24 protein-coding genes and 1 tRNA gene are annotated in these 25353 nt (G+C 41.1%); 13 read left to right on the top strand and 12 right to left on the bottom strand.

Annotation, left to right across the window (positions count from 1 at the left end; genetic code table 11):
- Nucleotides 1-7 precede the first annotated feature (7 nt).
- Nucleotides 8-1294: a hypothetical protein gene (locus tag ABJD64_RS23420; protein WP_348181288.1), complete on the top strand. Its 1287-nt coding sequence runs from the start codon at nucleotides 8-10 to the stop codon at nucleotides 1292-1294.
- A gap of 38 nt (nucleotides 1295-1332) precedes the next feature.
- Here ABJD64_RS23420 and ABJD64_RS23425 read toward each other — a convergent pair whose 3' ends face one another.
- Nucleotides 1333-1932 (bottom strand): hypothetical protein, encoded by a 600-nt coding sequence (locus ABJD64_RS23425; RefSeq protein ID WP_348181289.1) that lies wholly within the window; start codon nucleotides 1930-1932, stop codon nucleotides 1333-1335.
- A 14-nt stretch (nucleotides 1933-1946) separates the two neighbouring features.
- Nucleotides 1947-2402 carry a hypothetical protein gene (locus tag ABJD64_RS23430; protein WP_348181290.1) on the bottom strand — a complete coding sequence of 152 codons (456 nt, stop codon included), beginning with the start codon at nucleotides 2400-2402 and terminating at the stop codon, nucleotides 1947-1949.
- A 181-nt stretch (nucleotides 2403-2583) separates the two neighbouring features.
- On the opposite strand from ABJD64_RS23430, the gene ABJD64_RS23435 reads away from it, so the two are divergent.
- Together ABJD64_RS23435 and ABJD64_RS23440 are read left to right on the top strand one after the other, a co-directional pair.
- The gene (locus tag ABJD64_RS23435) at nucleotides 2584-3651 is read left to right on the top strand and encodes a VOC family protein (RefSeq protein ID WP_348181291.1); all 1068 of its coding nucleotides are present in this window, start codon (nucleotides 2584-2586) and stop codon (nucleotides 3649-3651) included.
- Nucleotides 3652-3686: 35 nt separating this feature from the next.
- Nucleotides 3687-4262, top strand: a complete 576-nt coding sequence (locus ABJD64_RS23440; protein WP_348181292.1) for a PhnA domain-containing protein — start codon at nucleotides 3687-3689, stop codon at nucleotides 4260-4262.
- 95 nt (nucleotides 4263-4357) lie between these two features.
- Here ABJD64_RS23440 and ABJD64_RS23445 read toward each other — a convergent pair whose 3' ends face one another.
- Nucleotides 4358-4744 (bottom strand): hotdog domain-containing protein, encoded by a 387-nt coding sequence (locus ABJD64_RS23445; RefSeq protein WP_348181293.1) that lies wholly within the window; start codon nucleotides 4742-4744, stop codon nucleotides 4358-4360.
- Nucleotides 4745-4880: 136 nt separating this feature from the next.
- Complete coding sequence (locus ABJD64_RS23450) at nucleotides 4881-5558, bottom strand: hypothetical protein (RefSeq protein WP_348181294.1); 678 nt, start codon at nucleotides 5556-5558, stop codon at nucleotides 4881-4883.
- A 456-nt stretch (nucleotides 5559-6014) separates the two neighbouring features.
- On the opposite strand from ABJD64_RS23450, the gene ABJD64_RS23455 reads away from it, so the two are divergent.
- Nucleotides 6015-6476, top strand: a complete 462-nt coding sequence (locus ABJD64_RS23455; protein ID WP_348181295.1) for a hypothetical protein — start codon at nucleotides 6015-6017, stop codon at nucleotides 6474-6476.
- A gap of 459 nt (nucleotides 6477-6935) precedes the next feature.
- Here ABJD64_RS23455 and ABJD64_RS23460 read toward each other — a convergent pair whose 3' ends face one another.
- From ABJD64_RS23460 to aspS, 5 genes are all read right to left on the bottom strand, one after another.
- Complete coding sequence (locus ABJD64_RS23460; RefSeq protein WP_348181296.1) at nucleotides 6936-7127, bottom strand: cold-shock protein; 192 nt, start codon at nucleotides 7125-7127, stop codon at nucleotides 6936-6938.
- 322 nt (nucleotides 7128-7449) lie between these two features.
- Entirely contained in the window at nucleotides 7450-7842 is a 393-nt protein-coding gene (locus ABJD64_RS23465) for a DUF2721 domain-containing protein (protein ID WP_348181297.1), read from the bottom strand.
- 9 nt (nucleotides 7843-7851) lie between these two features.
- Nucleotides 7852-8211 carry a response regulator gene (locus tag ABJD64_RS23470; protein WP_348181298.1) on the bottom strand — a complete coding sequence of 120 codons (360 nt, stop codon included), beginning with the start codon at nucleotides 8209-8211 and terminating at the stop codon, nucleotides 7852-7854.
- Nucleotides 8212-8285: 74 nt separating this feature from the next.
- Complete coding sequence (locus ABJD64_RS23475; protein ID WP_348181299.1) at nucleotides 8286-9380, bottom strand: BamA/TamA family outer membrane protein; 1095 nt, start codon at nucleotides 9378-9380, stop codon at nucleotides 8286-8288.
- 4 nt (nucleotides 9381-9384) lie between these two features.
- On the bottom strand, nucleotides 9385-11139 hold the full coding sequence (gene aspS, locus ABJD64_RS23480) for an aspartate--tRNA ligase (RefSeq protein WP_348181300.1): 1755 nt from the start codon (nucleotides 11137-11139) through the stop codon (nucleotides 9385-9387).
- A 114-nt stretch (nucleotides 11140-11253) separates the two neighbouring features.
- On the opposite strand from aspS, the gene ABJD64_RS23485 reads away from it, so the two are divergent.
- The 3 genes from ABJD64_RS23485 to ABJD64_RS23495 all read left to right on the top strand — a co-directional run bounded on the left by ABJD64_RS23485 (nucleotide 11254) and on the right by ABJD64_RS23495 (nucleotide 12996).
- Nucleotides 11254-11808: a hypothetical protein gene (locus ABJD64_RS23485; RefSeq protein ID WP_348181301.1), complete on the top strand. Its 555-nt coding sequence runs from the start codon at nucleotides 11254-11256 to the stop codon at nucleotides 11806-11808.
- Nucleotides 11805-12263, top strand: a complete 459-nt coding sequence (locus ABJD64_RS23490) for a nucleoside deaminase (protein ID WP_348181302.1) — start codon at nucleotides 11805-11807, stop codon at nucleotides 12261-12263. The genes ABJD64_RS23485 and ABJD64_RS23490 overlap by 4 nt, the downstream gene beginning before the upstream one ends.
- Before the next feature lie 130 nt (nucleotides 12264-12393).
- Nucleotides 12394-12996, top strand: coding sequence for a superoxide dismutase (locus tag ABJD64_RS23495; protein WP_348181303.1), 603 nt, complete (start codon nucleotides 12394-12396; stop codon nucleotides 12994-12996).
- Between the two features lie 180 nt (nucleotides 12997-13176).
- Here ABJD64_RS23495 and ABJD64_RS23500 read toward each other — a convergent pair whose 3' ends face one another.
- Both ABJD64_RS23500 and ABJD64_RS23505 read right to left on the bottom strand, forming a co-directional pair.
- Nucleotides 13177-13911, bottom strand: a complete 735-nt coding sequence (locus ABJD64_RS23500) for an MbnP family protein (protein ID WP_348181304.1) — start codon at nucleotides 13909-13911, stop codon at nucleotides 13177-13179.
- Nucleotides 13877-14983: a cytochrome c peroxidase gene (locus tag ABJD64_RS23505; RefSeq protein ID WP_348181305.1), complete on the bottom strand. Its 1107-nt coding sequence runs from the start codon at nucleotides 14981-14983 to the stop codon at nucleotides 13877-13879. The genes ABJD64_RS23500 and ABJD64_RS23505 overlap by 35 nt, the downstream gene beginning before the upstream one ends.
- Before the next feature lie 66 nt (nucleotides 14984-15049).
- Between ABJD64_RS23505 and ABJD64_RS23510 the strand changes: the two genes are divergently transcribed.
- The 4 genes from ABJD64_RS23510 (at nucleotide 15050) to ABJD64_RS23525 (ending at nucleotide 18576) form a co-directional block, all read left to right on the top strand.
- The gene (locus ABJD64_RS23510; RefSeq protein ID WP_348181306.1) at nucleotides 15050-16054 is read left to right on the top strand and encodes a cytochrome c peroxidase; all 1005 of its coding nucleotides are present in this window, start codon (nucleotides 15050-15052) and stop codon (nucleotides 16052-16054) included.
- A 111-nt stretch (nucleotides 16055-16165) separates the two neighbouring features.
- Nucleotides 16166-17422, top strand: a complete 1257-nt coding sequence (gene egtB / locus ABJD64_RS23515) for an ergothioneine biosynthesis protein EgtB (RefSeq protein WP_348181477.1) — start codon at nucleotides 16166-16168, stop codon at nucleotides 17420-17422.
- Nucleotides 17415-18389 (top strand): L-histidine N(alpha)-methyltransferase, encoded by a 975-nt coding sequence (gene egtD, locus ABJD64_RS23520; protein ID WP_348181307.1) that lies wholly within the window; start codon nucleotides 17415-17417, stop codon nucleotides 18387-18389. Before egtB ends, egtD begins: the two co-directional genes overlap by 8 nt.
- A 103-nt stretch (nucleotides 18390-18492) precedes the next feature.
- Nucleotides 18493-18576, top strand: a tRNA-Leu gene (locus ABJD64_RS23525).
- Nucleotides 18577-18935: 359 nt separating this feature from the next.
- Here the strand turns inward: ABJD64_RS23525 and ABJD64_RS23530 are convergent.
- On the bottom strand, nucleotides 18936-23177 hold the full coding sequence (locus ABJD64_RS23530; RefSeq protein ID WP_348181308.1) for a YDG domain-containing protein: 4242 nt from the start codon (nucleotides 23175-23177) through the stop codon (nucleotides 18936-18938).
- Nucleotides 23178-23714: 537 nt separating this feature from the next.
- Here ABJD64_RS23530 and ABJD64_RS23535 point away from each other — a divergent pair.
- Nucleotides 23715-24767: a M42 family metallopeptidase gene (locus tag ABJD64_RS23535; RefSeq protein WP_348181309.1), complete on the top strand. Its 1053-nt coding sequence runs from the start codon at nucleotides 23715-23717 to the stop codon at nucleotides 24765-24767.
- Nucleotides 24764-25351: a DUF6624 domain-containing protein gene (locus tag ABJD64_RS23540; protein ID WP_348181310.1), complete on the top strand. Its 588-nt coding sequence runs from the start codon at nucleotides 24764-24766 to the stop codon at nucleotides 25349-25351. The genes ABJD64_RS23535 and ABJD64_RS23540 overlap by 4 nt, the downstream gene beginning before the upstream one ends.
- Nucleotides 25352-25353: the final 2 nt, after the last annotated feature.

Genomic DNA, 25353 nt, shown 5'->3' on the forward strand with positions numbered 1-25353 from the left:
TTCAATCATGAAATCCTTACAAATTTTAAAATCCATTGTTTTTACCATAACAATGCTGTGTGCTTTACAAAGTTTTGCACAAGCGCCACTACAAAATTATCGATCTGATAATCAGGATGGTTTGAATGTATTCGAAACGCCAAAACAAACAGACGTAGAATATGACGGCCTGAAGGTGAAAATAGGCGGCGACTTTGCCATGCAGTTTCAGAGCATCAATCAGTCTAATGATGCAAACAATTTAGTGGAGCTTGGTTCTAATCTGAACTTACCTACCGCTAACCTTAATCTTGACGTACAGTTGGAAGACGGTTTGAGAATGCACTTAAGAACCTATTTGTCTTCAAGACACCATGAAGAAGCATGGGTGAAAGGCGGATATCTGCAAATGGACAATCTGAATTTTATCAATGATGGATTTCTGTCCGGATTAATGGAAGTAACCACTATTAGAGTGGGAATGGACGAGTTCAACTATGGCGATGCGCACTTCAGAAGGTCTGACAACGCCAGAGCCATTTACAACCCATTCGTGGGCAACTACATCATGGACGCCTTTTCTACCGAAGGCTTTTTGGAAGTCACATTACAAAACAATGGTATGCTTGGAGTATTGGGGGTTACTAATGGTAAACTGAATCAGAATGTAACAGTGAATGATAATTCTGACAACAAAGTGTCTTTCTTTGGCAAACTAGGCTATGACAAACAAATCAATGATGACTTGAGATTGAGATTGACCGGTTCATGGTACATCAATAAAGGAACGACCACAGGTACTTGGCTCTACAACGGAGACAGAGCTGGAAGTAGATATTACAAAGTCACAGATTATTTTATGGACGATGGCAGCGGAAACCTAAGCGTCTCTTCTAGCGACTTTTCCGGTAGGTACAGAGCAAGGCTAACAGAACTAACTGCCATTCAGATCAACCCATTCGTTAAGTATAAGGGACTAGAATTCTTTGGTATTTATGAAATTGCGAGTGGTAGTGCCGATGGCGAAGGGTCTGTAACTCAAATGGCAGGTGAGGCACTCTACAGACTAGGCCAAAACGATCAGTTCTATTTGGGTGGACGCTACAATATGGTGAAAGGCAACACGGCTGAGAGTGCACCTGACTTGGAGATCAAAAGATTCAATTTCGGTGGTGGATGGTTTCTGACCAAAAATGTAATAACCAAATTGGAGTACGTGAAGCAAACTTATGACGGCGACGGCTACGCCGGAGACGCCCAATTCCAAGGAGCAGAGTTCAACGGTGTGGTGATTGAAGCTGCGATTAGCTTCTGATGAAATAATATTTAGTTACCTGCAATAAAAGGCGAGCCTCAATGAGGCTCGTTTTTTATTTTCTTAGTTAAGATTACTTCAAAAGAAATATCCAATTCATTTTTTACCACCACCGCTCCAAAAAACTTACGAGGTGGCTCTAAATCATATGATCTTAGATAAATCGTGTGATTACCTCCCAACAACAATTCCTCACCTAGATTTTCAACATAGCAGTCTTGGATCAGCTCTTCTTTTCTCTTTTCTGCAACTGCCAAACTCGCGTGCATGTGCATTTTATTGGGAACTTCATGATCCACATGTGTTATGTTCAAATTGAGAAATGGAAATTCTCCGGCACGAAGCAAATCCCGAAACTCTTGAGTCATCAAACGGTACCTACAATTAAATGCCCGTACCGGGATATTGAGAGTCAGACCCGAAAAGTTAAAATCACCGTTGACTCTGGTCAGTTCAATTTGCAGTGTGTCCATCACATAACCTGCCAAATCAAGTCTACATTCAAATTTATTGATGTTCGTCCGTCCTCTGATGGTAATTTGTTCCTTGCGTAAAACATAGTATTCCTCAGCACTTTCTTGCCCTAAAGCACTAAAAAAAAACATGACTGCTATAAACAAGCAAAGCACAGTTCTCATAGAGGTGATAATTATTATTTCACACGAACATATGTCTCATAAATGTATCGATCAACACCCATATCCTCAGATTTTTCAACACCCTGCTGAATCAATGTGTCTCCTCTGATCTCAACTTCAAAGTCAAAAATATGTCCCTCCCATCCTCGAGCGGTGCAAAACTCCAAATGCTCACTGTAGTTATTTCCCTGAAGGGTGTATTTCCCTGCGCCAGCTGCAAAAAAAGCCAGAGAGTCCCCACCCTTCTTTAAGTCATGATTCACAAATGAGAAATGAGTGGGTGTAATAATTTTAATCATCCGTCGACCTTTCACGAAGGTATTGAAGGTCTCACCTTCTTCAGTGTTAAAAACATCAATCAGTTCCCAGGTTCCGAGCAGAGAAGGTGAACTGTCAGAATACCCTTCTTTAGAGGACTGACAAGCAAATACAACGGATAATAAAAACAGACTAATCCAAATAGATTTCATATTGAAAAGTTTAATAAAGTGAAAAAAGTGTTGGATTAGACAAGCTAATCTAAAGGAAGACTCATTTGAATGCAAATAAAGAAGCCCAGACATCGTAGATTGACAAAACAGGAACCGGTCTAACCAATTATTTTGTCTAATTTGCAAGTCGTTTTTTTGTAGCTTAATTAATGCAGGAAGCATGGGTGAAAAACTTATTTATGGGATTCAGCAGGTAGGAGTTGGCGTAGACGATGCTCAGAAGGGGTTCGAGTGGTACGCTAAAACGCTCGGCGCTGATTTATGTATCTTCGATGACAATAACGAAGCTACTTTTATGGCCAAGTATATGGGAGGTAAAGCCAGAGCTAAAAGGGCCATTCTGGCAATGAATGCACAAGGCGGAAGTGGTTATGAGATATGGCAACATACCGGACGTATGCCCCTGACCATCGAAGAGCCTGTACAATTGGGTGATCTCGGGATCAACATCGCAAAAATAAAATCTCAGGATATTCAGCGAAGTTTTGAACGGCTCAAAGCCAAAGGAGTAACAATCTGCACAGATATAAACGAAGAGCTTGATGGCTCTAAAGGCTTTTATATCAAAGACCCATGGGACAATATCCTCCAAATTAAGGAATTTGACTCCTGGTTAAAAAAATCAAAGTTTGATGTAGGTGGCATTTGCGGAGCTACGTTGGGTGTTTCGGATATCGAGCAATCGCGGAAGCTATACTCAGATATATTGGGTTATGATCAGGTGGTATATGATCAGACCGGTACTTTCGAAGATTTGAAAGGTTTGAATAATGGAGAGGGCAAATTCAGAAGAATTTTACTTACTCACAAAAAGGATAGGACTGGTGGTTTTTATCCGCTATTGGGAGATGGTCAGATCGAGTTGATACAAACACTTGACCGAACTCCTAAGAAGCTCTTTGAAGGCCGTTTTTGGGGAGACGTAGGTTTTATCCACCTCTGTTTTGACATTAGAAATATGAAGGCCCTGGTAGAGGAATGTAAAGAAAAAAATTACCCCTTTCAAGTACTCAGCTCCGAGCACTTCGACATGGGCGACGCCAATGGCCATTGGGGATATATCGAAGATAATGATGGGACACTGGTAGAGTTTGTGGAAACACATAAAGTGCCTCTGATTAAAAAAATCAATTGGAGCATTAAACTCAAAAACCGGGATCCTCACAAGCCATTACCAGGGTTCATTCTTAAAGCCATGGCCATTACAAAACGAGTGAAGTTCGATTAATTAGCACTCCTAAGGACAAATACCTCCTGCATACAATGAGCATAGAAAAAGACCTCCAACACCGCAGCGAATCCAAATGTGAGCTCTGCGGGACTACTGATACAGTATCCGTATTCCCGGTGGCACCTAAAAATGGCGATACGGCTGAAGAATGCGCTTACCTATGCAACACATGCAGGACACAGATAGAAAACCCTGAACAAGCAGATACTAACCATTGGCGTTGTCTCAACGACAGCATGTGGAATACCAACCCGGCTGTTCAGGTATTGGCCTGGCGCATGCTCACACATCTGCGTACAGAAGGATGGCCACAGGATCTACTGGATATGCTTTATTTGGAGGACGACACCCTGATTTGGGCCAAAGCCACCAGAGAAGATGGAGAAGAAAGTAACAAAATCATCCATAAGGACAGCAATGGAGTCATTCTTAAGGTAGGCGACAGCGTAGTGCTCATTAAGGATCTCAATGTGAAAGGAGCCAATTTCACGGCCAAACGCGGAACTGCCGTACGAAACATTTCACTGGTGCATGACAATCCAGAACAAATTGAGGGTAAGGTAAACGGCCAGCAAATCGTAATCCTAACAAAGTTTGTAAAGAAATAAACTCAAGAGCTCATTTAATCGAATTCAAAACCAAACTATAACAATGGTTGGTGTCAGCCCCAAACTCACCCCATCCGTATCGTTTCAAAATTGCCTTATCCCAAACGATCCTTTACAAACTCGATTTGAGTCTTACCATGTGGCATTGGCCTTCCATCCTCTCCGATATTCACCAATACAATCCGATCTACCGTAATAATTGTCTCATGGGTCATTTTATTACGAACCTCACAATTCAGCACCAAAGATGTGCTGCCAAACTTCGTTGGTTCTATCCCAATTTCGACAATATCCCCCTGTTTAGCCGAGCTGCGAAAATTGATCTCCGACATAAACTTGGTGACTACTTTCTTGTTTTCGAGTTGGATCGCACCATAAAGCGCCGCTTCTTCATCTATCCAAGCGAGAAGCTTGCCTCCGAACAGCGTTTGATTGGGATTAAGATCTTCGGGCTTGACCCATTTTCTGGTATGAAATCGCATAACTATTTGTTTGCACTAAAATAATCACAAAGTTTAAGGCAGAGTTTCTAATCTTACTGAATTCCATGCATGATCTACATCATAAATATTTCTATAATACTTAAAACAAGCCCTTCAAGGAATAAACATGTTCATTTTACCGATAGCGTTCACGCTTTTTATACTTCTTAGTAAACAGAGCACGAAACAGCCAGAAAAACATGGATAATACTACTGCAAGTACCGGTACAAAAAGAATTTGTGATTCACGAACTGACGTAGGAAATAGCTGAGGTTGTCCCAGGAATAAAGAGGTGGTAGCAATCCACATGGCAAAGCACATGCGCCAAAGATGTCTCACTATACGATGCGAACCAGAAACACCTCCACGAATGATTACACTCATATCTAATACAGCAGAAAGCGCTGCTACCAAACCAAAGAAATAGTAGGCCCCGGCTGAAAACCCATGCTTTAACCCTGTCCCGCTATTGGCTGCTTCTAACCCAAAAGTAAATAAACCAACGCTGAGTGATAATGCAACAAGAAATCCACCAATTTCGAAAAGCCCTGTTTCTCTCTCTTTGCGTCTAATAGTTACCCAGGAAGTTGCAACCAAGTAGAATGTCAAAAGACCATTTAAGACACTAAGGGCTTTAGGTAAGTCATATGCGATATAGGCTCCGCTTGCCGACATAACCAACATGGATAAGAAAAACACGTTTCCAGCCTTACCATGAAGACGAGAACCCTTATGAAAAACCAATGCAGCTGCCCCCGAGAGTAACCCAATTGCCCCTGCACTAATGTGTATAAGTAAAGTTGGTGAAGCCATTTTTTATTTCTGTGTATAACGACTTCATGACCTACGTAGTTGCAATAGGGCTTTCAGTTTTCCCAATTAATCAATTGCAGATAGCGACTTGGCCATAACATAAGACGAATTGCCGATATGGGATCCCATTAGATAATTGACCTCACTTTTTCTGCATTAACCTAGCAATCATAACACCAACCCTGAGATCGGTCTGACCCTAAATTTTAAAAAAATTACGTGAACTATAGACAAAATAAAGTTGTTAGTAATAATAAGTTCTAGCCTATGAGCTGAGGGTAGCTAATTGTCAAAATTCCAACTTTTAGCAATTACATGGGAAAGAAACAGATATACGATTGCAAAAAATCAGTGCAATAATTTATCTAATTACGTAGATTTGCATAATAATCTATGGTTATTGGTCAAAAACTCAATTGATTTCAATTTTTTAAAAAAGTTAAACACATGAAACCAATGAGTAAATTTTTATTTGTAGCACTCTTTATGTTCGTCACTGTCTCGGTTCAGGCACAGGAATTCGTCTTTGATTATAATGAAATGGAGATGGAGGAAACAGAATCGAATTTGGCATCCAGTCAACACCCATTTGGCACGGAGTTCACAGAGATGATGCAATTGCTTAGAGAATTCTATACATCCGAGGAGAGAAATACCATCTCGCAAACTACTACACCAATTGTTGAGAAGCCTTCTATCTATTATTCGGTAAAGAAGACCAACAAGCACTTGGTAAAAGCTGTGAAAAAAGGGCATATGGATGTAGAAGATGCTAAAAAAGAGCTTGGAGATATCTTGGTCAAAGCGCTAAACATCAGATATCAGAATACTGAAGCGCTGGAGGAAAAATTAGGTAAAATAAAAGACACTGAAATGCTTTTAGCATTCTATGGCAAGGACATTAAGTTGGATATGTAATAATCCTATTTTTCAAAATATAAAGGCCGTTCTGAATTGGAATGGCCTTTTTTTGCATAATACAAGGTGAACCCTCTGCGGTCAGCTCCCAGTTGATACAAAAAATGAAACAGAAAATATTAGTCGCTCGATCAGCAATTCATCAATCTCGCTTCAGTAAACTTTAATACTAGTCTCAATTTCGCAGATATGCCGAGAATGTTAAAGTATCGATATACCAATCCCTTCAAGACAATTTAGAATTGGCAAACTACTGCATCTTGTGATGGGTAATCAGCACTTGTAAACTCAAAAAAATTTCTCGGGGTTATTCACGCCACAGGGAGGAAAAAACAAATAAGCACGTTTTATACTTATTAGCCGCTGGCTGAAAAAAACAGCTATAGAACTGGTTTGGGCAAAAAAAAACCTGTCAATTACGATAGGTTCTTTTGATGCGGTTAATCAAAGAAAAATAGATTAAGCAATTTTAACATTAACTGCGTTTAGTCCTTTTTGACCTTCTTCTACATCAAAGCTCACTTTGTCTCCTTCTCTAATTTCGTCGGTTAACCCATTTACATGGACAAATACATCTTTACCTCCGTCATCTGGTGTAATAAACCCAAATCCTTTGGCATCATTAAAAAACTTTACTGTTCCGTTACTCATGATTAAAAATATTATATGAACCACAAATGTAGACGTTTATTGTTCTTTACACAATTTCCTACTTAAAATGAGTGCGTGATCTGTTAAGTATGTTTGGTCAAACCCAAATTAATAGTATACCTACAGAGGATTCAGGTCATGTATTCACTCTAAGAAATATCCGATGCCATTGAGGTTCAGCTTAAAAATTTGATTGGTTTTTACTATTTACACGATAGCAGATTGCCACGCCGTTAATCATGCAGATTGTTGAGCTTCGCTCACAATGTCGTATTTGAAAGAGCTGCATGAAACTGAAAGAGTCAAGGCATTAAATACAGGATTACCTCTCCATATCACTCAATTCCAGGTTGAGCGCTTTAGTCGACATTTGGATTTCGACAAGAGAAAAGATCAGTGAAGTGATCAAAGAAATAAGACTACCGCCAAAAAGATAATTAGCCAAAACAAAGGTTTCTTGAAACAGAGCAAACATACAAGCAACGGTGAGCAGAAAACTCAACACGCCAAATGCCTGCATACGGCGAACCATATTTAGTCGTATTCTAAGATTTTTGATTTGCCCTACCAGCATATGATGTGGCTCTGTTTGTTGATACTTGGCATGGAGATTTCGAATTAGAGTAGCCAAAGCCAAAAACCGATTGGTATAAGCCAACAACAACAAGGTAATGGCCGGAAACAAAAGGGCCGGAGTAGAAATCTCTAGTTGCAATGTTTTGTCTTATTTATTCTCGATCAATGCGGTCAGCTGGTCCGCATCCCAAGGCTTACCCACACTTCCATTAAATCCGAAGTTTTTGATGGCGTTTCGAATAATCTCGTCGTTCACATATTCGGATATAATAATCCGAGTCATACCAGGGTATAGATTACCCACTTGCTCAAGTAGCTCCACGCCCGTCATGCCCGGCATTCTGTGATCCGATATGATGACATCAAATTTTTTATCAGCCAATAACTTCAGGCCTTCGTCAGCACTTTCAGCGGTGGTTACATCATATCTTCGCTTGAATGCAATTCTGAAAACATTCAGGTTAGCTGGCTCATCATCGACGTATAGCAATTTGATCTTATCTGCCATAATTCTCTTTCTTTCTCTTTTTCCCTAACTAGTTATGCAAAATACAAAATTATTCCAACAATTTGAGTCATCTATCAAAACGCCTCCCTTACCGAAAGGTAAAATGCATGCTGACCATTATCAGTAAATCCTAAATCAAGCCGAAAATTGAGTTTTTCGTCTTTCAATGCTCGAAATCTACCTCCAAGCCCATAAATTAAGTGCGCTTCGCCAGCATCAAAATCTTTGAATGAATCAAATACTTCTCCTGCCCCGACAAAAAGAACGCCTCCCAGACGCCAAAACAACTCCTGACGTGCTTCCACCTGAAAGTACACCGCTTGTCGGTCACGATACAAATTACGATGTTCCAGTCCCCTCAGTCTACTGCTCCCTCCTATTTTCGACAATTTATAAAATGGGATATCTCTACCAGAAGTCATATCCATTTTCACTTGAAAAGCCACCACAGTTTTGGGCCCTATGAAATCAAAATACTGACGATAATCGAATAGAAATTTGGAATAGGAATATTCACTGCCAAAGACCTTTCCAAATGCGGTATAGCTTACACTAGCCAGCTTTCCTTTTGTAGGATACAGCGTACTATTGCGGCTGTCATATCTCAATCCTGGACCCAGCCCCATAACCCAGCCTCCATTTAATCCAACAGGAGCATCAGCTGCAAGCAGACCCTCTGCCTCAGGACCAATTTTATTATACTGCCAATCAAAAACCACACTTGCAAACAGCTTCTCAGTAATTGGCTTATACAAATTCCCCGCTATCTCAGTATACTTATCTGAATATTTCTCGGTAACAGAGGGTAGCCGGTCGTTTCCAATACCATAGTAATTATCCGGAAAGTCGAAAAGTCGAAGTTCCATATTCAGATTCATTCCATTTTTAAAAAACAAATCCAAATCAGTTTTGACCAACGCCTGTTTATTGGTAGTGAAAACCAAATACGGTGTAACCGATGAGGGTCTGTGAAATGATTGAGAAGGTGAGGTCATGTTGAACACGAAAAAGGCTATGGTTCCTATATTAACCTTAGTTTCAGGTGTATAACCTATGGCTGGATAGATAGCAAACTTTACTCTTTTTTCATCAATAGAGTCCTTTTGCTGTGCAAATCCAGTCAAGAAAAGGCACATAAACAAAATATAGCAAATTCCAACTTCCTTCATATGATTATTCTGCGGGCAACAGACCCAATCCTAATTCACCCAATTGCTCCTTAGCAATTGGAGAGGGTGACTCTATCATTACATCACGCGCAGAAGTATTTTTAGGGAAGGCTATAAAATCTCTGATAGAGTCAGAGCCCCCAAACATAGAGCATAATCTATCAAATCCAAAGGCGATACCGCCATGAGGTGGGGCTCCATACTCGAATGCATCCATTAAAAACCCAAATTGTTCTTTGGCTTCCTGATCTGAAAAGCCCAGGTGTTTGAACATCATGGCCTGAGTATCTCTATCATGAATTCTGATCGATCCACCGCCTATCTCTACACCATTAATCACCAAATCATACGCATTGGCATGTACTTTCCCAGGATCCGTATCCAACAATGGAATTTCATCAGGTTTAGGAGAAGTAAACGGATGATGCATCGCATGGTATCGTTCGGTCTCCTCATCCCATTCCAATAAAGGGAAATCCAACACCCAAAGTGGTTTGAAATTCATTGGGTCCTTGAGCTCAAGTAGCTCTCCCATGTGAAGTCTCAGTTCACACATTTGCTTTCTTGTTGCATTAATGTCACCCGATAATACCAGAATCAAATCACCAGGGTTTGCATTTGCTTTCTCGGCCCAAGCCTTCAGATCTTCCTGTGAGTAGAATTTATCTACCGAAGATTTGAACGTGCCGTCCTGGTTGCATTTTACATAAACCAGACCCTTGGCTCCGACCTGTGGTCTTTTCACAAAGTCAGTCAGTGCGTCTAGTTGCTTTCTGGTATACTCAGCGCATCCTTCAGCACAGATACCTACAACCAACTCCGCCTGATCAAATACATTAAATCCCTTATTTTGAGCGACCTCATTGAGCTCCACGAACTGCATATCAAAACGTACATCTGGCTTGTCCGATCCATACAATCGCATAGCATCGTCATATTGCATATGAACAAACTCACCGACTTCAACACCTAGTGCTTCTTTGAACAAATGGCGCGTTAATCCTTCGAATGTATTCAAAATATCTTCCTGAGTCACGAATGACATTTCGCAATCAATTTGTGTAAACTCTGGCTGGCGATCTGCTCTGAGATCTTCATCTCTAAAGCATTTTACGATTTGGAAATATCTATCAAATCCCGAAACCATCAGCAGCTGTTTAAAAGTCTGCGGTGACTGCGGCAATGCGTAAAACTCACCCTTATTCACCCTCGATGGCACAACAAAATCCCGCGCCCCTTCAGGAGTAGATTTGATCAAAACCGGTGTCTCTACCTCCATAAAGGATTGATCAGATAAATAAGACCGTGTCGCCTGCAGCATTTTGTGACGAAGCATGAGCTTATCGCGCACCTCGTCTCTTCTCAAGTCAAGATAGCGATATTTCATTCGGAGTTCTTCTCCGCCATCCGTGTCATTGTCGATGATAAAAGGCGGCACCTTGGAGGGATTGAGCACATTCAATTCGCTTACTTGTAATTCTATTTCTCCGGTTGGGATTTTATCATTTTTAGCATAGCGTTCGACCACTTCGCCGGTCGCTTTGAGCACAAACTCCCGACCAACTGTTTTGGCCTTTTCTACCAACGCCGTAGCCGTTTTTCCTTCTTCAAATATGAGCTGAGTAATTCCATAGCGATCACGTAGGTCAATCCAAACCATTCCCCCCTTGTCACGTACTTTCTGTACCCATCCACAAAGTGTCACTTCCTTACCGGCGTCCGCCAATCTCAATTCGCCACATGTCTGTGTTCTCAGCATAATAATCGTATTATAAAAAAATGAAGGCGCAAATTTAATCATTGTGTTGTTTTGGGCTTCATCGCGAGGTAGTTTAATTTTGATTTTTCACTAGCTTTAAGAAATTCGTAAAACATGGGTATCATTCTATTTCTCAGTTTAATATTTTCTAATATCCCCGGGGATAATTTGACAAAAGTCAATGTGACCGATGAGATCACCATGATGATGCCCGATGATTTTCGCCTGATGACCGATGATGAGGTGGCGAGCAGATACTTTACTACAAAGCGGCCGCTAGCCATTTACACAGACCAGGGAATCATCGTTGACCTCGGTATCAATAAAAGTGTAACCACCTGGAGTGCAGAAGATTTGGAAATTATGGTGAGCTTTCAGAAATCAAATATTTACAATTTTTATGACGAAATTGAAATGATTAGCGAGGGCATTAAGGAGATCAATGGACGAAAGGCAGCCTATTTCGAATTTGTTTCGACGGTCAAACCGGAAAAACAATCTTTTAGGTCTCAAAGCTCAGTTAAAAAATACACTTACATTCAATATATGATCGTTGGAGAAAATTCCTGGGTATTCAATTTTTCCAGTCCCGTTCAGTTGCAAAACGAATGGCAGCCCAGATTATCAGATATCATGAATAGTATCATATTTCAAAAAAATAAAAGATGATCCAGGGTTTGCACAGCGATGAGGCTTTCATGAAAGAAGCGCTCAAGCAAGCACAATATGCCTTCGAAGAAAATGAAGTCCCTGTGGGTGCGGTCGTAGTATGTGAAAACAAGATTATCTCACGTGCCTACAATCAAGTAGAAAAACTCAACGATGTTACTGCACATGCAGAAATATTAGCCATTACCTCGGCCGAAAATTATTTAGGAAGCAAATATTTGGCTGGTTGCAAACTCTATGTCACCCTCGAACCCTGTACCATGTGCGCTGGCGCTACCTACTGGTCACAGTTGGACGAAATTGTTTTTGGAGCGGCTGATGAAAAGCGTGGATTCAGTGTAATGGCTCCCAACGCTTTGCACCCGAAAGCCAAAGTAAAACATGGTATTTTGGCAGATGAATGTAGTTACCTTGTTACATCTTTCTTTGAGCAGATGAGAAATAAACGAAAATAATTTCAAATTCTTTATTTCAAATTTCAAATCTCTATCTGCACATAGAATAGAGTGATCAAATGATTAACTTTATTATAGATTTACATCTAATTTTACTTAAAAGAATTTTCAACATAAATATAGAGTTATCATGGCTTTCGAATTACCATCTTTACCCTATGCACACGATGCATTAGAACCAAATATAGACACACGTACCATGGAAATCCATCACGGAAAACACCATAACGCGTATGTAACAAATCTTAATGGTGCCATAGCCGGCACTGAAATGGAAGGCAAATCAATCGAAGAGCTTTGCGCCAACCATTCTGACGTCCCTGCGGTAAGAAACAACGGCGGCGGACATTTCAATCACTCACTATTCTGGACAGTCATGAGTCCTGATGGTGGTGGCAACCCAACAGGTGATGTTGCTGGAGCTATCGATGATGCGTTTGGATCATTCGACGCTTTTAAGGAGGCTTTCGCTAAAGCGGGAGCTACAAGGTTCGGATCAGGCTGGGCTTGGCTTTGTGTAAAGGATGGTAAATTAGAAGTTTGCTCTTCTGCTAATCAGGACAACCCTTTGATGCCAGGCGTAGGATGCGGGGGCACACCCATATTAGGCCTTGACGTTTGGGAGCATGCTTACTACCTGAATTATCAAAACAGACGACCTGACTACATTCAGGCATTTTTCAACGTGATCAACTGGGATGAGGTGAACAAAAGACTTGCTGAGGCCAAGTAATTAAAAATATAATAGAAGTTGAGCGCCATAACTGAATCCCAGTTGTGGCGTTTTTATTTTGGACTAAGTAGTCTCTCTCGATAATTCTGTGTCACCTGACCTCCCTTTCATCCATCATAAAGATGGCCCTTCTTAAGAATAGATTTTATCTCTTCGAGCAATGGAATGGAAATAGAATAATTAAAAGGTGCTTATAAATCCATCCATATAGTTTCGAGCCACTTCGTTCCCCCTTTCATCATTCATAAATACTGTGCCTTCTGATAAGTCAATCGTTCCGAAAGGAACCAAGGCATTTACATACAACGTATGGGTTGGGTTTTCTTCTACGCTGATTGACTCCTGAAAACCTATTAGATTGTTAGCGTAATTGGCATTTGTGCCGATATGCATCTTGATTTCTTCACCCAGATCATCTCCTGAAGGATAATACCTGCCTTCCAATAACAAAAACTTGTACCCCGTATTCCAATCCCAGGCCATGCTGTTGGTAGGATCTAAATCACCTACATGATCGATGGAGGCATTGGCCTCTTCATCAACTCCTACGCCAAATCTGATTTCATCCACATTGAAGGTTTGTGGTATGTTTCTTATCTCAAAAAAGGCCGAGTCCGTATCAGCATCAAAGCTTAACAAATGATAACTATCTACTTCAGTAAAGACTTCACCAGCCTCTACATCCACCAGCTCAATATTACTGATGTAAACTTTGAGCCGGTCAAAGCTAACGGATTGATGGGCTGGAGATTGGTATTTTCTGGCTTCGAACTCAACCAGTTCTCCATCAATCTGAGCCTTAAAGTTTAAAGTCAATGTTCGCACCGTTGAGTCCTCGTCAGAACAAGTACTTAGCAATAGTGCAACTAGCAAGCACATACTAAGGTTTGAAAGGATCTGAAAACGCTTCATCATTTATAAATTTATCATCTGTCAAGGTATGCAAAAAAGCAATAATTGCCTCTTTTTCTCCATCGGTTAATCCCAATTGAATATGCTCACCTTTGATGCTGTTGTTTGTTGCATCAGTAATCAACACATCCAACGTGGAGCTATTTTGAATGTTGTCATTATAGTGATCTAACACATCTTCAAGGGTCGCCAATCTGCCGTCGTGCATATATGGTGCTGAGAGAGCAATATTACGTAAACTAGGGGCTTTAAATTTACCCCTGTCCTCTGCTTTGCCAGTAATTTCCATCAATCCAACTTCGAGGTTGGCATCAGAATCTATTCCATTGTTATGAAATCCCTGAAACCCCTCACGATCTCCTGAAGTTAAAATGTTTAGATGGCAATCTCCACAATTACCTCCTCGTAGTCCTGTTTTAGGTTCCGGATGAGTGAAAAACAGGTCCATACCGAGTTTTTCCTGATCTGTAAGTTCGGTCTGTCCCAGCAGATATTGATCATATCGGGAATCAGAAGACACAAGTGTCCGCATAAATTGCCCCAAGGCTTTTGCAATCAAATCGGAAGTGATTACATCCGTTTCAAAAGCAGCAAAAAATTGTTGCCGGTAATTCTCCGAATCACTCAATCGTTTCACGGCCTCATCTAAAGATAAGTCCATTTCGATATGGTCCACAATTGGCTGCAATGCTTGCTCTTCCAATGTACCCACTCTGCCATCCCAAAAGAACTTTGAATTCCACAAAAGATTTACCACAGACATCGAACTCCTACTGGTTAGTTCTCCATCTAGCCCTTCGCTAAATTTGGCACCGTCCGTAAAGCCCTTGGCTTGCTGATGACAAGAGCCACAAGATATCTGACTATTGCGTGAAAGTTGTTTTTCATAAAAAAGATTGCGCCCTAAATCGATGCCTTCAACAGTAAAAGAGTTGTTTTCTGGAATTTCGTAATTGTCGCCAAAGTGAACTGGCGGAATGAATTGATAAGGAGTAGGTGTATTGATTTTAGTGTCGTCCGAACAAGACCAAATCAATAATGCAAATACAAAATATGTGCTTAACCTTAATTTCATTAATTATCCAACAGGTTGAAACGGTATTTCCACTAACTTGACTAACTGATCCTAATCAGTAAACAAGTGTTTAAAATCTTTACATCAATATTATCCTGTATCATCACGAGCTGCTTGATACATGGTTGTAATACTAACTCAAATTCTCCAAATAAATTAGAGCTTGATTATCCTGTTCATTTTCCTGAACCCATCCCTTCGCCCGTAAGAAATAAGTTAACAAAAGAAGGTGTTGCCCTTGGTAAGGAATTATTTTTTGACACTTCTTTATCTGCCAATGAAAAAATTTCCTGTGCAACATGCCATGAACCTCAATTGGCTTTTTCCGATGGGGAAAAATTTAGTATCGGTCACAGTGGACTCGAACTCAAGAGGAATACGCCAGCTTTGATCAATCTGGCATGGTCTCAAAGTTTTTTCTGGGACGGTGGGGTCAAAAATCTCGAATCATTGTCTTTTGCAGCCCTTATGAATCCAGATGAAATGGGGGTCGACTTGTCCTCGCTTTGCAAGAAACTTAATGAGCATCCTGACTATCTTTCAAAATTCAAAAATGCCTTTAACATTGATTCCATTTCTTCGGCCTACGTGAGTCGCGCGCTAGCACAATACCTGAGAACTTTAATTTCTTCAAGCTCTAAATACGACAGTGTTCAGTTGGCGCTAACCTCGTTTTCGGCAACAGAAAAAAAAGGTTTAAGCGTCTTCAACAATAACTGCACGGCATGTCATAAACCACCATTATTCATGGACAATGATTTCCATCATAATGGTTTGAACCAATATTTTTCTATAAAGGATCTTTATTTAAGTACAGGCAGATTTAGAATTACAAGAGATTCCTCTGACTTGGGAAAATACAAAACACCCACATTAAGAAGTATTTCGCGGACCGCACCTTATATGCATGATGGTAGATTTGAATCTTTAGAAGAGGTTTTAAATCACTATCAAAATATTGATTCGTTGAACGAAAATCAAGATTTTCTTGTTAGGAACATTGAATTTTCTGACGACGAAAAAATGGCATTAGAGTCCTTTTTGAGAACACTCAATGACCCATCTTTTTGATAGAATGAATTTCAAAATAGTTTAACTTTCATACCATATATGCGTAAGAAGCATTAATTTTAATAAACCAAAACCCGTAGGATTATCTCAACGCTTACCGAATCAAAATCCATTACCAATTCGCTTTCCTACTTCAAGGAAAAATATCAACGGGTTCGAAATCAATCATTGAAACTTTGTGAACCGCTAGAGAAAGAAGACTTTGTCGTTCAGCCGATCGTGGATGTAAGTCCACCAAAATGGCACCTTGGTCACACCACCTGGTTTTTTGAGAAAATGATTCTCGAAGAACATTCATCAGGTTATCAGGTATTTCATAAAGATTACAATTACGTCTTCAACAGTTATTATGAATCTATTGGTAAACGTGTCTTACGCACCGACAGAGGTAACCTAACCAGACCTACAACTGAAGAAGTTTATAACTATCGTGCCTACGTGGATGAGCAGCTGATTGGATTTCTCAATGCCACTAATGAGCTAAGTTCGGACCTAGCTAGCCTTCTGGAATTAGGACTGCAACATGAGCAGCAGCATCAGGAATTACTGCTGTATGACATAAAATATATCCTTGGCAATAACCCGTTATTTCCAGCCTACATAAAAGAAAAGCCTGCAAATACCATAGAGAGTAGAAATTTAGCCTTCCTTCCGATAGAAGCTGGAAACTACTCAATTGGTCATCACGGAGATGAGTTTTGTTTTGACAATGAACTAGGAGTTCACCAGGTCTATTTACAAGATTTTGAAATCGGTGACCGATTGATAACTAATGGTGAATACCTTGAATTCATTGAGGCCGGTGGTTATCAAGATTTTAGATTTTGGTACATGGAAGCCTGGGCTTGGGTGCAGGAAAATAAAGAGACAGCTCCGATGCATTGGCATCAAATTGATGGAGAATGGCATCAGTATACTTTCTTCGGATTACAAAAGTTGAATCTTTATGAACCGGTAACGCATATTAGTCAATTCGAGGCCGCTGCCTTTGCTCAATGGAGAGGAATGCGTTTACCTACTGAATTTGAATGGGAAACAGCCTGTCGAATTTATGAATCAAGTATTCGTGCAAATGCCAACTTTGTGGAAGAAGAAAATCTATGCACACAAGCTGCCGAAAAGAATCATTTCCAGTTTTATGGTGACACTTGGGAATGGACTAATTCGGCCTATCTACCCTATCCTTATTTCAAAACAGAAACAGGGGCAGTAGGTGAATACAATGGCAAATTTATGATCAACCAAATGGTACTCAGAGGCGGTTCACTCGCTACACCAAAAGACCACATTAGACCCACATATAGAAACTTTTTTCATCCAAATTTAAAATGGCATTTCACAGGAATTCGCCTCGCAAAACATGTTTGAAACCATAGAAAAAGAAGTAGTAAAGAATAAGCAATTTCTGTCTGACGTCCTGAAAGGTCTTTCTGCCGAAACCAAGCACATCTCATCCAAATACTTTTATGACAAGAAGGGAGATGAGATATTTCAGCAGATTATGCATATGGATGAGTATTATCTAACGAACGCAGAATTAGATATTTTCAAAAGCAACAAATGTGAAATCGCAAAGATATTCTCACCTGACAAAGAAGCTTTTAATCTAATAGAGTTTGGTGCTGGGGATGGATTGAAAACCAAGATTCTACTCAAAGAACTTTTAAATCATGAAATTCCCTTTGACTATGTCCCTGTCGATATCTCTCAAAACGCACTAGATCAATTAAATAGCTCCCTTAAGGAGGAAATGCCGAACCTCTCATTTCAGGGTATACAAGGAGATTATTTTGAGGTCCTAAGTAGACTCAAGGAATCGAATGGCAAAAGAAATGTGATCTTATTTTTAGGTTCAAACATCGGCAATTTCACCAATGAAGAAGCATTAGCCTTTACCTCAGATATTGGCACTAAACTCAACGCGGGAGACTTATTACTTATTGGTGTGGATCTTAAAAAGGACCCTCGCAAAATATTGTTGGCGTACAATGATCCAAAAGGCATTACTGCTGAATTCAACTACAATCTTTTGCGAAGAATTAACAGAGAATTAGGGGGCAATTTTAATATTGACACATTCGAACATCACCCTACATATGATCCGGTGACCGGAGAATGTAAGAGTGCATTACTTAGCAATATTGAACAAGAGGTGGTGATCGATGATGAAACCTTCCATTTTGCACAATGGGAAGCTATTCACACCGAAATTTCAAGAAAATATTCGGTTAAACAACTTCACAAGTTGGCCAGAAAATCAGGATTTTCAATCAAAGCCGACTTGTTCGATACGAATCAATATTTCGTTGATTCGATCTGGGAGATCTCCCCGTAAATAGTTTTCAAAAGTGGTAAACTTTGGCATAGGATTAGGTTGATTTTTCAACAATCCTTCTATTTTTGCAAACCCAATTCTATTGGCACATCACAAATGAAATGCGCACGTGGTGAAATTGGTAGACACGCCAGCTTGAGGGGCTGGTGGGCTTACGCCCGTGGAAGTTCGAATCTTCTCGTGCGCACAAATTTTTCAAATTGCACACTTAAGAATCTTTCAGAGCAAATGCGCGTGGAAGGCGAAGGTCGCTCCCATCGAATCTTCTCGTGCGCACAAATTTTCAGATTTTGCACATTCAAGTCATGGAAACAATTCCATAGAAGAAGGTCGCTCTCCGAAAGTCAGGCCATTCCAATCTTCTGGTGCACGCAATTTTTACTCCTCCCATATTAAAATAAAAAATCCCCTGGCTGATTTTACCAAGGGATTCCGTTGTTGAGGATAATCCACACTCCTGACATCCATTATCTTTTAAACTTTGTTAGGAATGTATCACCTGCCTGGCCATAAATCTTGCCTGGCAGATGATATTGGATTTTTAAGTTATTTCTTAATGAACGACAGCACCTCGGATTTGTCTATTTGGGTTACACGAATAAGGTATCGGCCCACAAGCAATTGATCAATTTGTATCTGAGCGACATTACCCTCCAACTTCGTAGGAAGTAGAATGTGTCTTCCTCTCGAATCGTATACTTTAATGTCGGTGTTTTTTACTCTTGCACCTTCCTTAAGTTTCATATTTAAAAAATGCTCAGAAGGGTTCGGGTAAACCAATAAATCAGACACCGTCAAATCATGCGCCGATAACACGGCAGTTATATCTGCAGAAAGTGTAGGTTGAATCAGCGAATAATTTCCAGCTTCATCTCCGGATAGTGTATAGCCCGTTGTGGTTATTGCTACCTCGGTTCCAACATCTGCACTAGCAAAGGTAAATACTGGAGTACCCGATAAATTTACATCATCACCAGCTATTACACCCGATAAGGCCGCTTCACCACTGGCAGTAGCATCAGTAGTACCGTCATGTGCTTTATCGTCCCCAGTCAAACCGGTCACAGTCAGCTCTTTGGCAGTAAGAGTAAGGGTAATATCCTTGGTTCCTTCGGCATAAATATCATTGGTTGCCTGTGTTGCTCTGATCGTTACTGTTCCTATATTCCCAAGGGTAACGGTTGCATTATTCGTCCCGGATAAACTTGTTTCGTTTGCAGCGCCTTCTATCGAGTAGGTAATTGCTCCTGCAGAATTTGACGTAGCTCCTAAGGCAAAGTCTGTATCATCATACACTTTGTCGATATCTGCAAAAGTAATCGTTGGTACAATCAGCGCAGGCGTGGTAAATGTTTTTACCGTTCCATAAACCGTCCCTGAACTATTTATTGCATAGGCCTTAAAAGAATACTGCGTATTAGCAGTTAATCCACTAATTGACTCACTAAATGCTCCGGCGCCTGTTCCGTTGGTATCTTTCGTCACTCCGGTGCCATCTATTTCAGGATCGTTATTAGTAGATGTTATTGCATATACAATACCTCTCTCGGTTACTGAGGTAGTTCCCTCGTATGTAACTTCCCCCGCCAGGGTCGCTGACAATTGTGCTATAGATGAGGCATCCGTTGTCGTTACAGAGGGAAAGGAAGTATCAATTACAATCGCTTTGTTCTGGCTCAATGAACCGCCTGTTGCCCCTTGTTGTACGGTCAAACTCGCATTATTTCCTGCCGCATCTTTGATTGTCCCTCCATTTAACGATAAGGCAGAAGAGCTAATCACATCCAAATTCGAACTCATATCTCCGGACTGCACAGTATATACAAAGCGTAAGGTAGAACTACTTCGATCAACATAATCAATCGTTCGACCCACATCCCCGGTTTCTAGTATCAGTTGAGGTGTGCCCGTCACAAATACTTCTTCATCATATTGTACTGAAATATCCAACTGATCCCCTACACTATAGGTGCCATCTGTTTCGGGAGATGTCACCTCAAGAACGATAGGATCAGTCGTATCAATGGAAATCGATTGGGTATGGCTTATAGAACCCGATGCTCCGGGAGTAGCCAGGGTCAATGTCGCAGTATTACCTGCTGCATCTTTGATCGTTCCGCTATTCAAAGTCAGGGCCGTAGTAGAAGTATACTCAAGACCGCCTCCGTTGGTATCTCCAGCCTGCACCGTGTAGTTAAAAGTTAACGTGGTCGTTGTTGAACCTGAGGTATAGTCGACAGTCCTGTCTATATCACCCGTCTCTAATTCTATCTGAGGAGTGCCTGTCACTGTAACGGCTTCGCTAAAAGTCATCGTTAAAGGAATTACATCACCTGCCTTGTAACTTCCTGATGATACAGTGGAACTTACGCTGGTCACCGTTGGGACAACCCCATCCACAACCAATGCTTTGTTATCACTTAATGAATTGCCTCCTCCTATCGTAGGCAAGGTCAATGTGGCGTCATTACCGGCGGCGTCTTTAATGCTGGTTCCAGCCGTTAATGAGGAGGTATCGAAGTATTCGAGATCTGAGCTCGACTCTCCCGATCCAATACAATACAGAAACGAAAGCGTTGTAGTTCCACTTCCAAATGACCCTCCTTCGGGATTGATCGTTTGATCAGTAGTACCTGTTTCCAGTTTTAAGGAGGGAAAGCCCACAGCAGTCACCGCCTCACTGAAAGTGACTGTAATATAAATGCAATTATCCTTTATATATGTCCCATCTGACAAAGGTGATGATACACTAGTCACTGTTGGCCCCAATTTATCATTTAGCGTAGCCGTATTGTTACTTTGAGTCGTCAAAGCAGCATTTCCACTGGCACTAAAGATTTGATTGCTGACTGGAGAAACTGTCAAAACCTCCGAACCATCAGCCGCACCGGTAGTGCTAAAAAACACCCTGATTACTGTTTCCCCACCTGCCAAAGCAGAGGCCGATCCTTCAACAGCATTATCATTTTTCTTTACACTCGAGATGATTGGAGTTGTAGCCGAACCGCCTGTAATGCCCAGACTAAAATCCGCAGCTTCCAAAGCACCGCTACCTCCATTTGTATTGTAGACCGCTTGGTTAAAGGTAACGTCGATGTAACTATTGTCTGCGGTCAATACCGTGCTCTCGATAGTCGGATTGTTGTATAAGATGGCCCTTTTCACTTTAAAGAGATGTTCTGAGCCAGTATTGTCATCGTGTCCTGCCACACCGTAAAGGTTACCATTACCATCAAATGTGGCTTGTGTACCGTAAGCAGTTACAGGAGAATCTATGTACGAAACAGATTGAATCTCCCCATTGTAATTCATCACTTGTATTCCTCCTGTAATGATACTTTCAGGATTACTACTGAATGACTGGGAAAGAATTCCTAATACTATTCGATCATTGTCAGTATCAATTTCCAAGGCTCCATGCGCATAGGTAATGTCGTGCTTATTACCTCCATAGACCTTGGCCCACTGTAAAACACCACTAGAATTCCATTTGGTGAGCACGTTTTGTACCCAACCACCAGTCGCGAAAATGTTCAAAACACCACTGTCCCAGGACGTCATATACACGTTTTCGTTTTCGTCCAGGGCAATATTTGTAGGATCCGTACTATTGCTCCTCCAATAATACGCCCAATCCGAAGTAGTGTAGTCGTTTTTATTGAGCTTGGCAATCCATGCTTGGTTATTGCCATTTACATTAGTAACACCTGAAATATATAATGATCCGTCGGGAGCCATGACCACCCCTTGGTACTTGGTATTTGACACATTATAATTGAAACCTGGATTAGCCGGATCTGGGCTAATGATAACTCCACTGGTCAATGAAAAAGAAGTCCCCTGTAAGGGTTCATGATTGGCCTGGTGCAAATTACTGTTAGCTGTCAGGGACTCTGTAGCAAAAATCCGCTCAGTCACATCATACGTACCAGGTATAGCTCCTCCGGCAGGTGCTGATGGTACCAAATTAATGCCTGTGGTATCATAGGGAGCCGCGTAAGTTTGCGTGTTAGCCAGTGGTGAAAAGCTCTCCACCGGATTAGTCACGCTTAATCCATCAAACGAGCCAAAATAATCTGGTGCCGGATCTGTTGCCGATGCGATATGATCTTTAATACCTGTCGCCGTTAGCGTCGCCGTACCGGCTGGCCATTGGCTTTGTTCGATACCGTCCTTGTTGATAAACACTAAAACCTTGTCGGATACCAATATCAGCTCTCCATTGTTAGATAAAGTGATTTGGCCGGCCTCATATGAATTGCTACCATCGTCATACTCGTAGGCCCACACAACAGCCCCCGTGGCGAGGTTATAACAAACCACAAAAAGGTTGTCATTGCCTGTACCGTCCGCCTGACCATGCCCATAGACATAGAGGTAGTCCATACCGCCATTGTCGGCGACGATCATGTCTCGTACGCGGACTTGTTTCAGTTCATCTGAAAAAGGGCCACTCCCTCTGCTGTCATCTGCGTGCACATAGTCATCAGGGTCGCCCGCATGACTCCATATCAGGTTGCCATTGGGATCGAATTTGGTCACATATAGATAACCATAAGCTAGGTAACGGCCAGCTGCATATACGTTACCATTGGCATCTGTAGTTACAGCCATGAAGCTTGCATTACCAAAAGTGGCGCTGCCAAGATTTGCACCGATCTCCGGAAGGGGATTGCCATCTCCCAGGCTTCGGCTGTAGTGCCACTGTGGGGTTTGCGCTTGTATGGCAGTCTGCATTAGAAAGCAGGTAAAAAGAAGCAGGTAGTGTTTGAGTGCTAAATTTTTCATATTAATATGTTCTAGAAAAGTAAGATTGAGACAAAAAAACAGGACGGTTGGGGGCTGTCAAAATAAAGTGGGTGAATGCTAGAATCCGGGTGACGAATGGCCGAATTCGGGTGATCTTAGAATTTTATTTTTCATTAGGATCAACTCTTCACCAATGAACTCACAATTAAGTATCTCAAAAAGTGCTTTTGTGAATCCAATGAATAAACTGGGAGCTGAAAGCGGGCATACCTAAATTGATGTTCTTCCCGTTTTCGATCAATGTGATTGCCTTTTCGATGAAAATGAAGTCGAAAAAATTCAAATAGTACAATTCATATTTTTTCTTATGTTCTCTTTTGCTCTTCTCTAACTCTAAGAAAAATTCATTTTTTTGATTTATCTGGATTTCTTTTGAACATCTGCTTTTTTTTTCGGTATGAAATCAAAAAGAAAAAAAAAGTTTACTCAACACAGAAACTGGTGCATTGCAACGGATTTGGATAGATTTGCTGACACTATTGGTACAAATCATTACTGCTTTAGAATTACTACTACATGTCATTGAATATACCCTTACTAAAAAATATCTGTGAAATAGCGGGCGCACCCGGTTTCGAATCTCGAATCAGAAATTTGGTCCTTGATGAAGTTAAATCCCATGTGGATGAATATCATATTGACAACATGGGCAATTTGATCACGATTAAGAAGGGCTCCTCTGACGACCCCAAAAAGGTTATGCTGGCTGCTCATATGGATGAAATCGGATTTATCGTGAGCTACATAGACGACAACGGGTTTTTAAGGTTTCAGACCCTAGGAGGATTTGACCCTAAAACTTTTACTGCACAGCGAGTGGTCGTTCATGGCAAAAAGGACATTATCGGGGTGATGAGCAGCAAGCCAATACACGTAATGACCCCGGCAGAAAGAGAAAAGCCGGCCAACAAGGAGGATTACTTCATTGATTTGGGGATGCCCAAAAAAGAGGTAGAAAAAATTGTAGCAGTGGGTGATCCCGTAACCCGAGAACGTGATCTGATAGAAATGGGAAACTGTGTAAACTGCAAGTCGATCGACAATAGAGTTTCTGTTTTCATACTGATCGAAGCACTTAAGCAATTAAAGAATAATGCGCATGACGTATACGCGGTCTTCTCTGTGCAGGAAGAAGTAGGAATCCGAGGGGCAAATGTGGCCGCACATAGCATCAATCCCGATTTTGGAATTGCCTTGGACACCACCATTGCCTATGACTTACCAGGTGCTCAGCCGCATGAGTATGTGACTGAATTGGGAAATGGAACGGCCATTAAAATCTTAGATGCCATGGCAATCTGTGATACGCGTATGGTCAACTTTCTAAGAAAGACCGCCAATGATCACAAGATTAAATGGCAAAATGAAATTTTGGTAGCTGGAGGCACCGACACTTCCGGCATTCAACAAAAAGGTAAGAATGGTGCGATATCCGGTGCGATATCGATTCCTACAAGGCACTTGCACCAGGTAATCGAAATGGCAGATAAAGACGATATTCAAGCCTCTATTGATTTGACTGTGGCTGCCATCGAAAACATTCACACCTACAACTGGAGTTGGACTTGAAAAATTTAATATTACCCCTATTCATTCTTGCTTCTACGGCAGGCATCGCGCAAGACTTTTTGAGCCTCCGTGTAAAACTGGAGTATTTCGTAGATCAAAGCATTGAAGCAAGAGAAGCCGTCATGCCTACAGCCAATCAGTTTGGCTTTGAATCTTACCAGATGGATTCGCTTAATCAATTGATCAGCTTTCGAGATTCATTGCATTTGCAATATGTCACATTAGTGCTCGAAGAACATGGCTGGCTGGGCATTTCTCAGATTGGCAAAAAAGCTAACATCTCATTATTTCTGGCGATTCAGCACTCAAGTAAGGATCAGATCCGCGATAGGTACTATCCATTACTTGAGGTTTCGGCCCAAAACGGAGAATCCGGCTTGGCCCAAATGGCAACCATGAAAGATCGAATTTTGGTTCAAAAAAAATTACCGCAGCGATATGGCACTCAATGGAATTATATAGGTGATCAAGCCGTATTATTTCCATTGGAAGATGTAAATTCGGTAAACGAAAACAGAGTCAAGGTGGGATTAAAACCACTCACTGATGAAGAACTTCAAACCGTACAAAGCAAATACCAATAAGC

It is taken from the genome of Reichenbachiella sp. (assembly GCF_039944555.1).
Taxonomy (GTDB): domain Bacteria; phylum Bacteroidota; class Bacteroidia; order Cytophagales; family Cyclobacteriaceae; genus Reichenbachiella.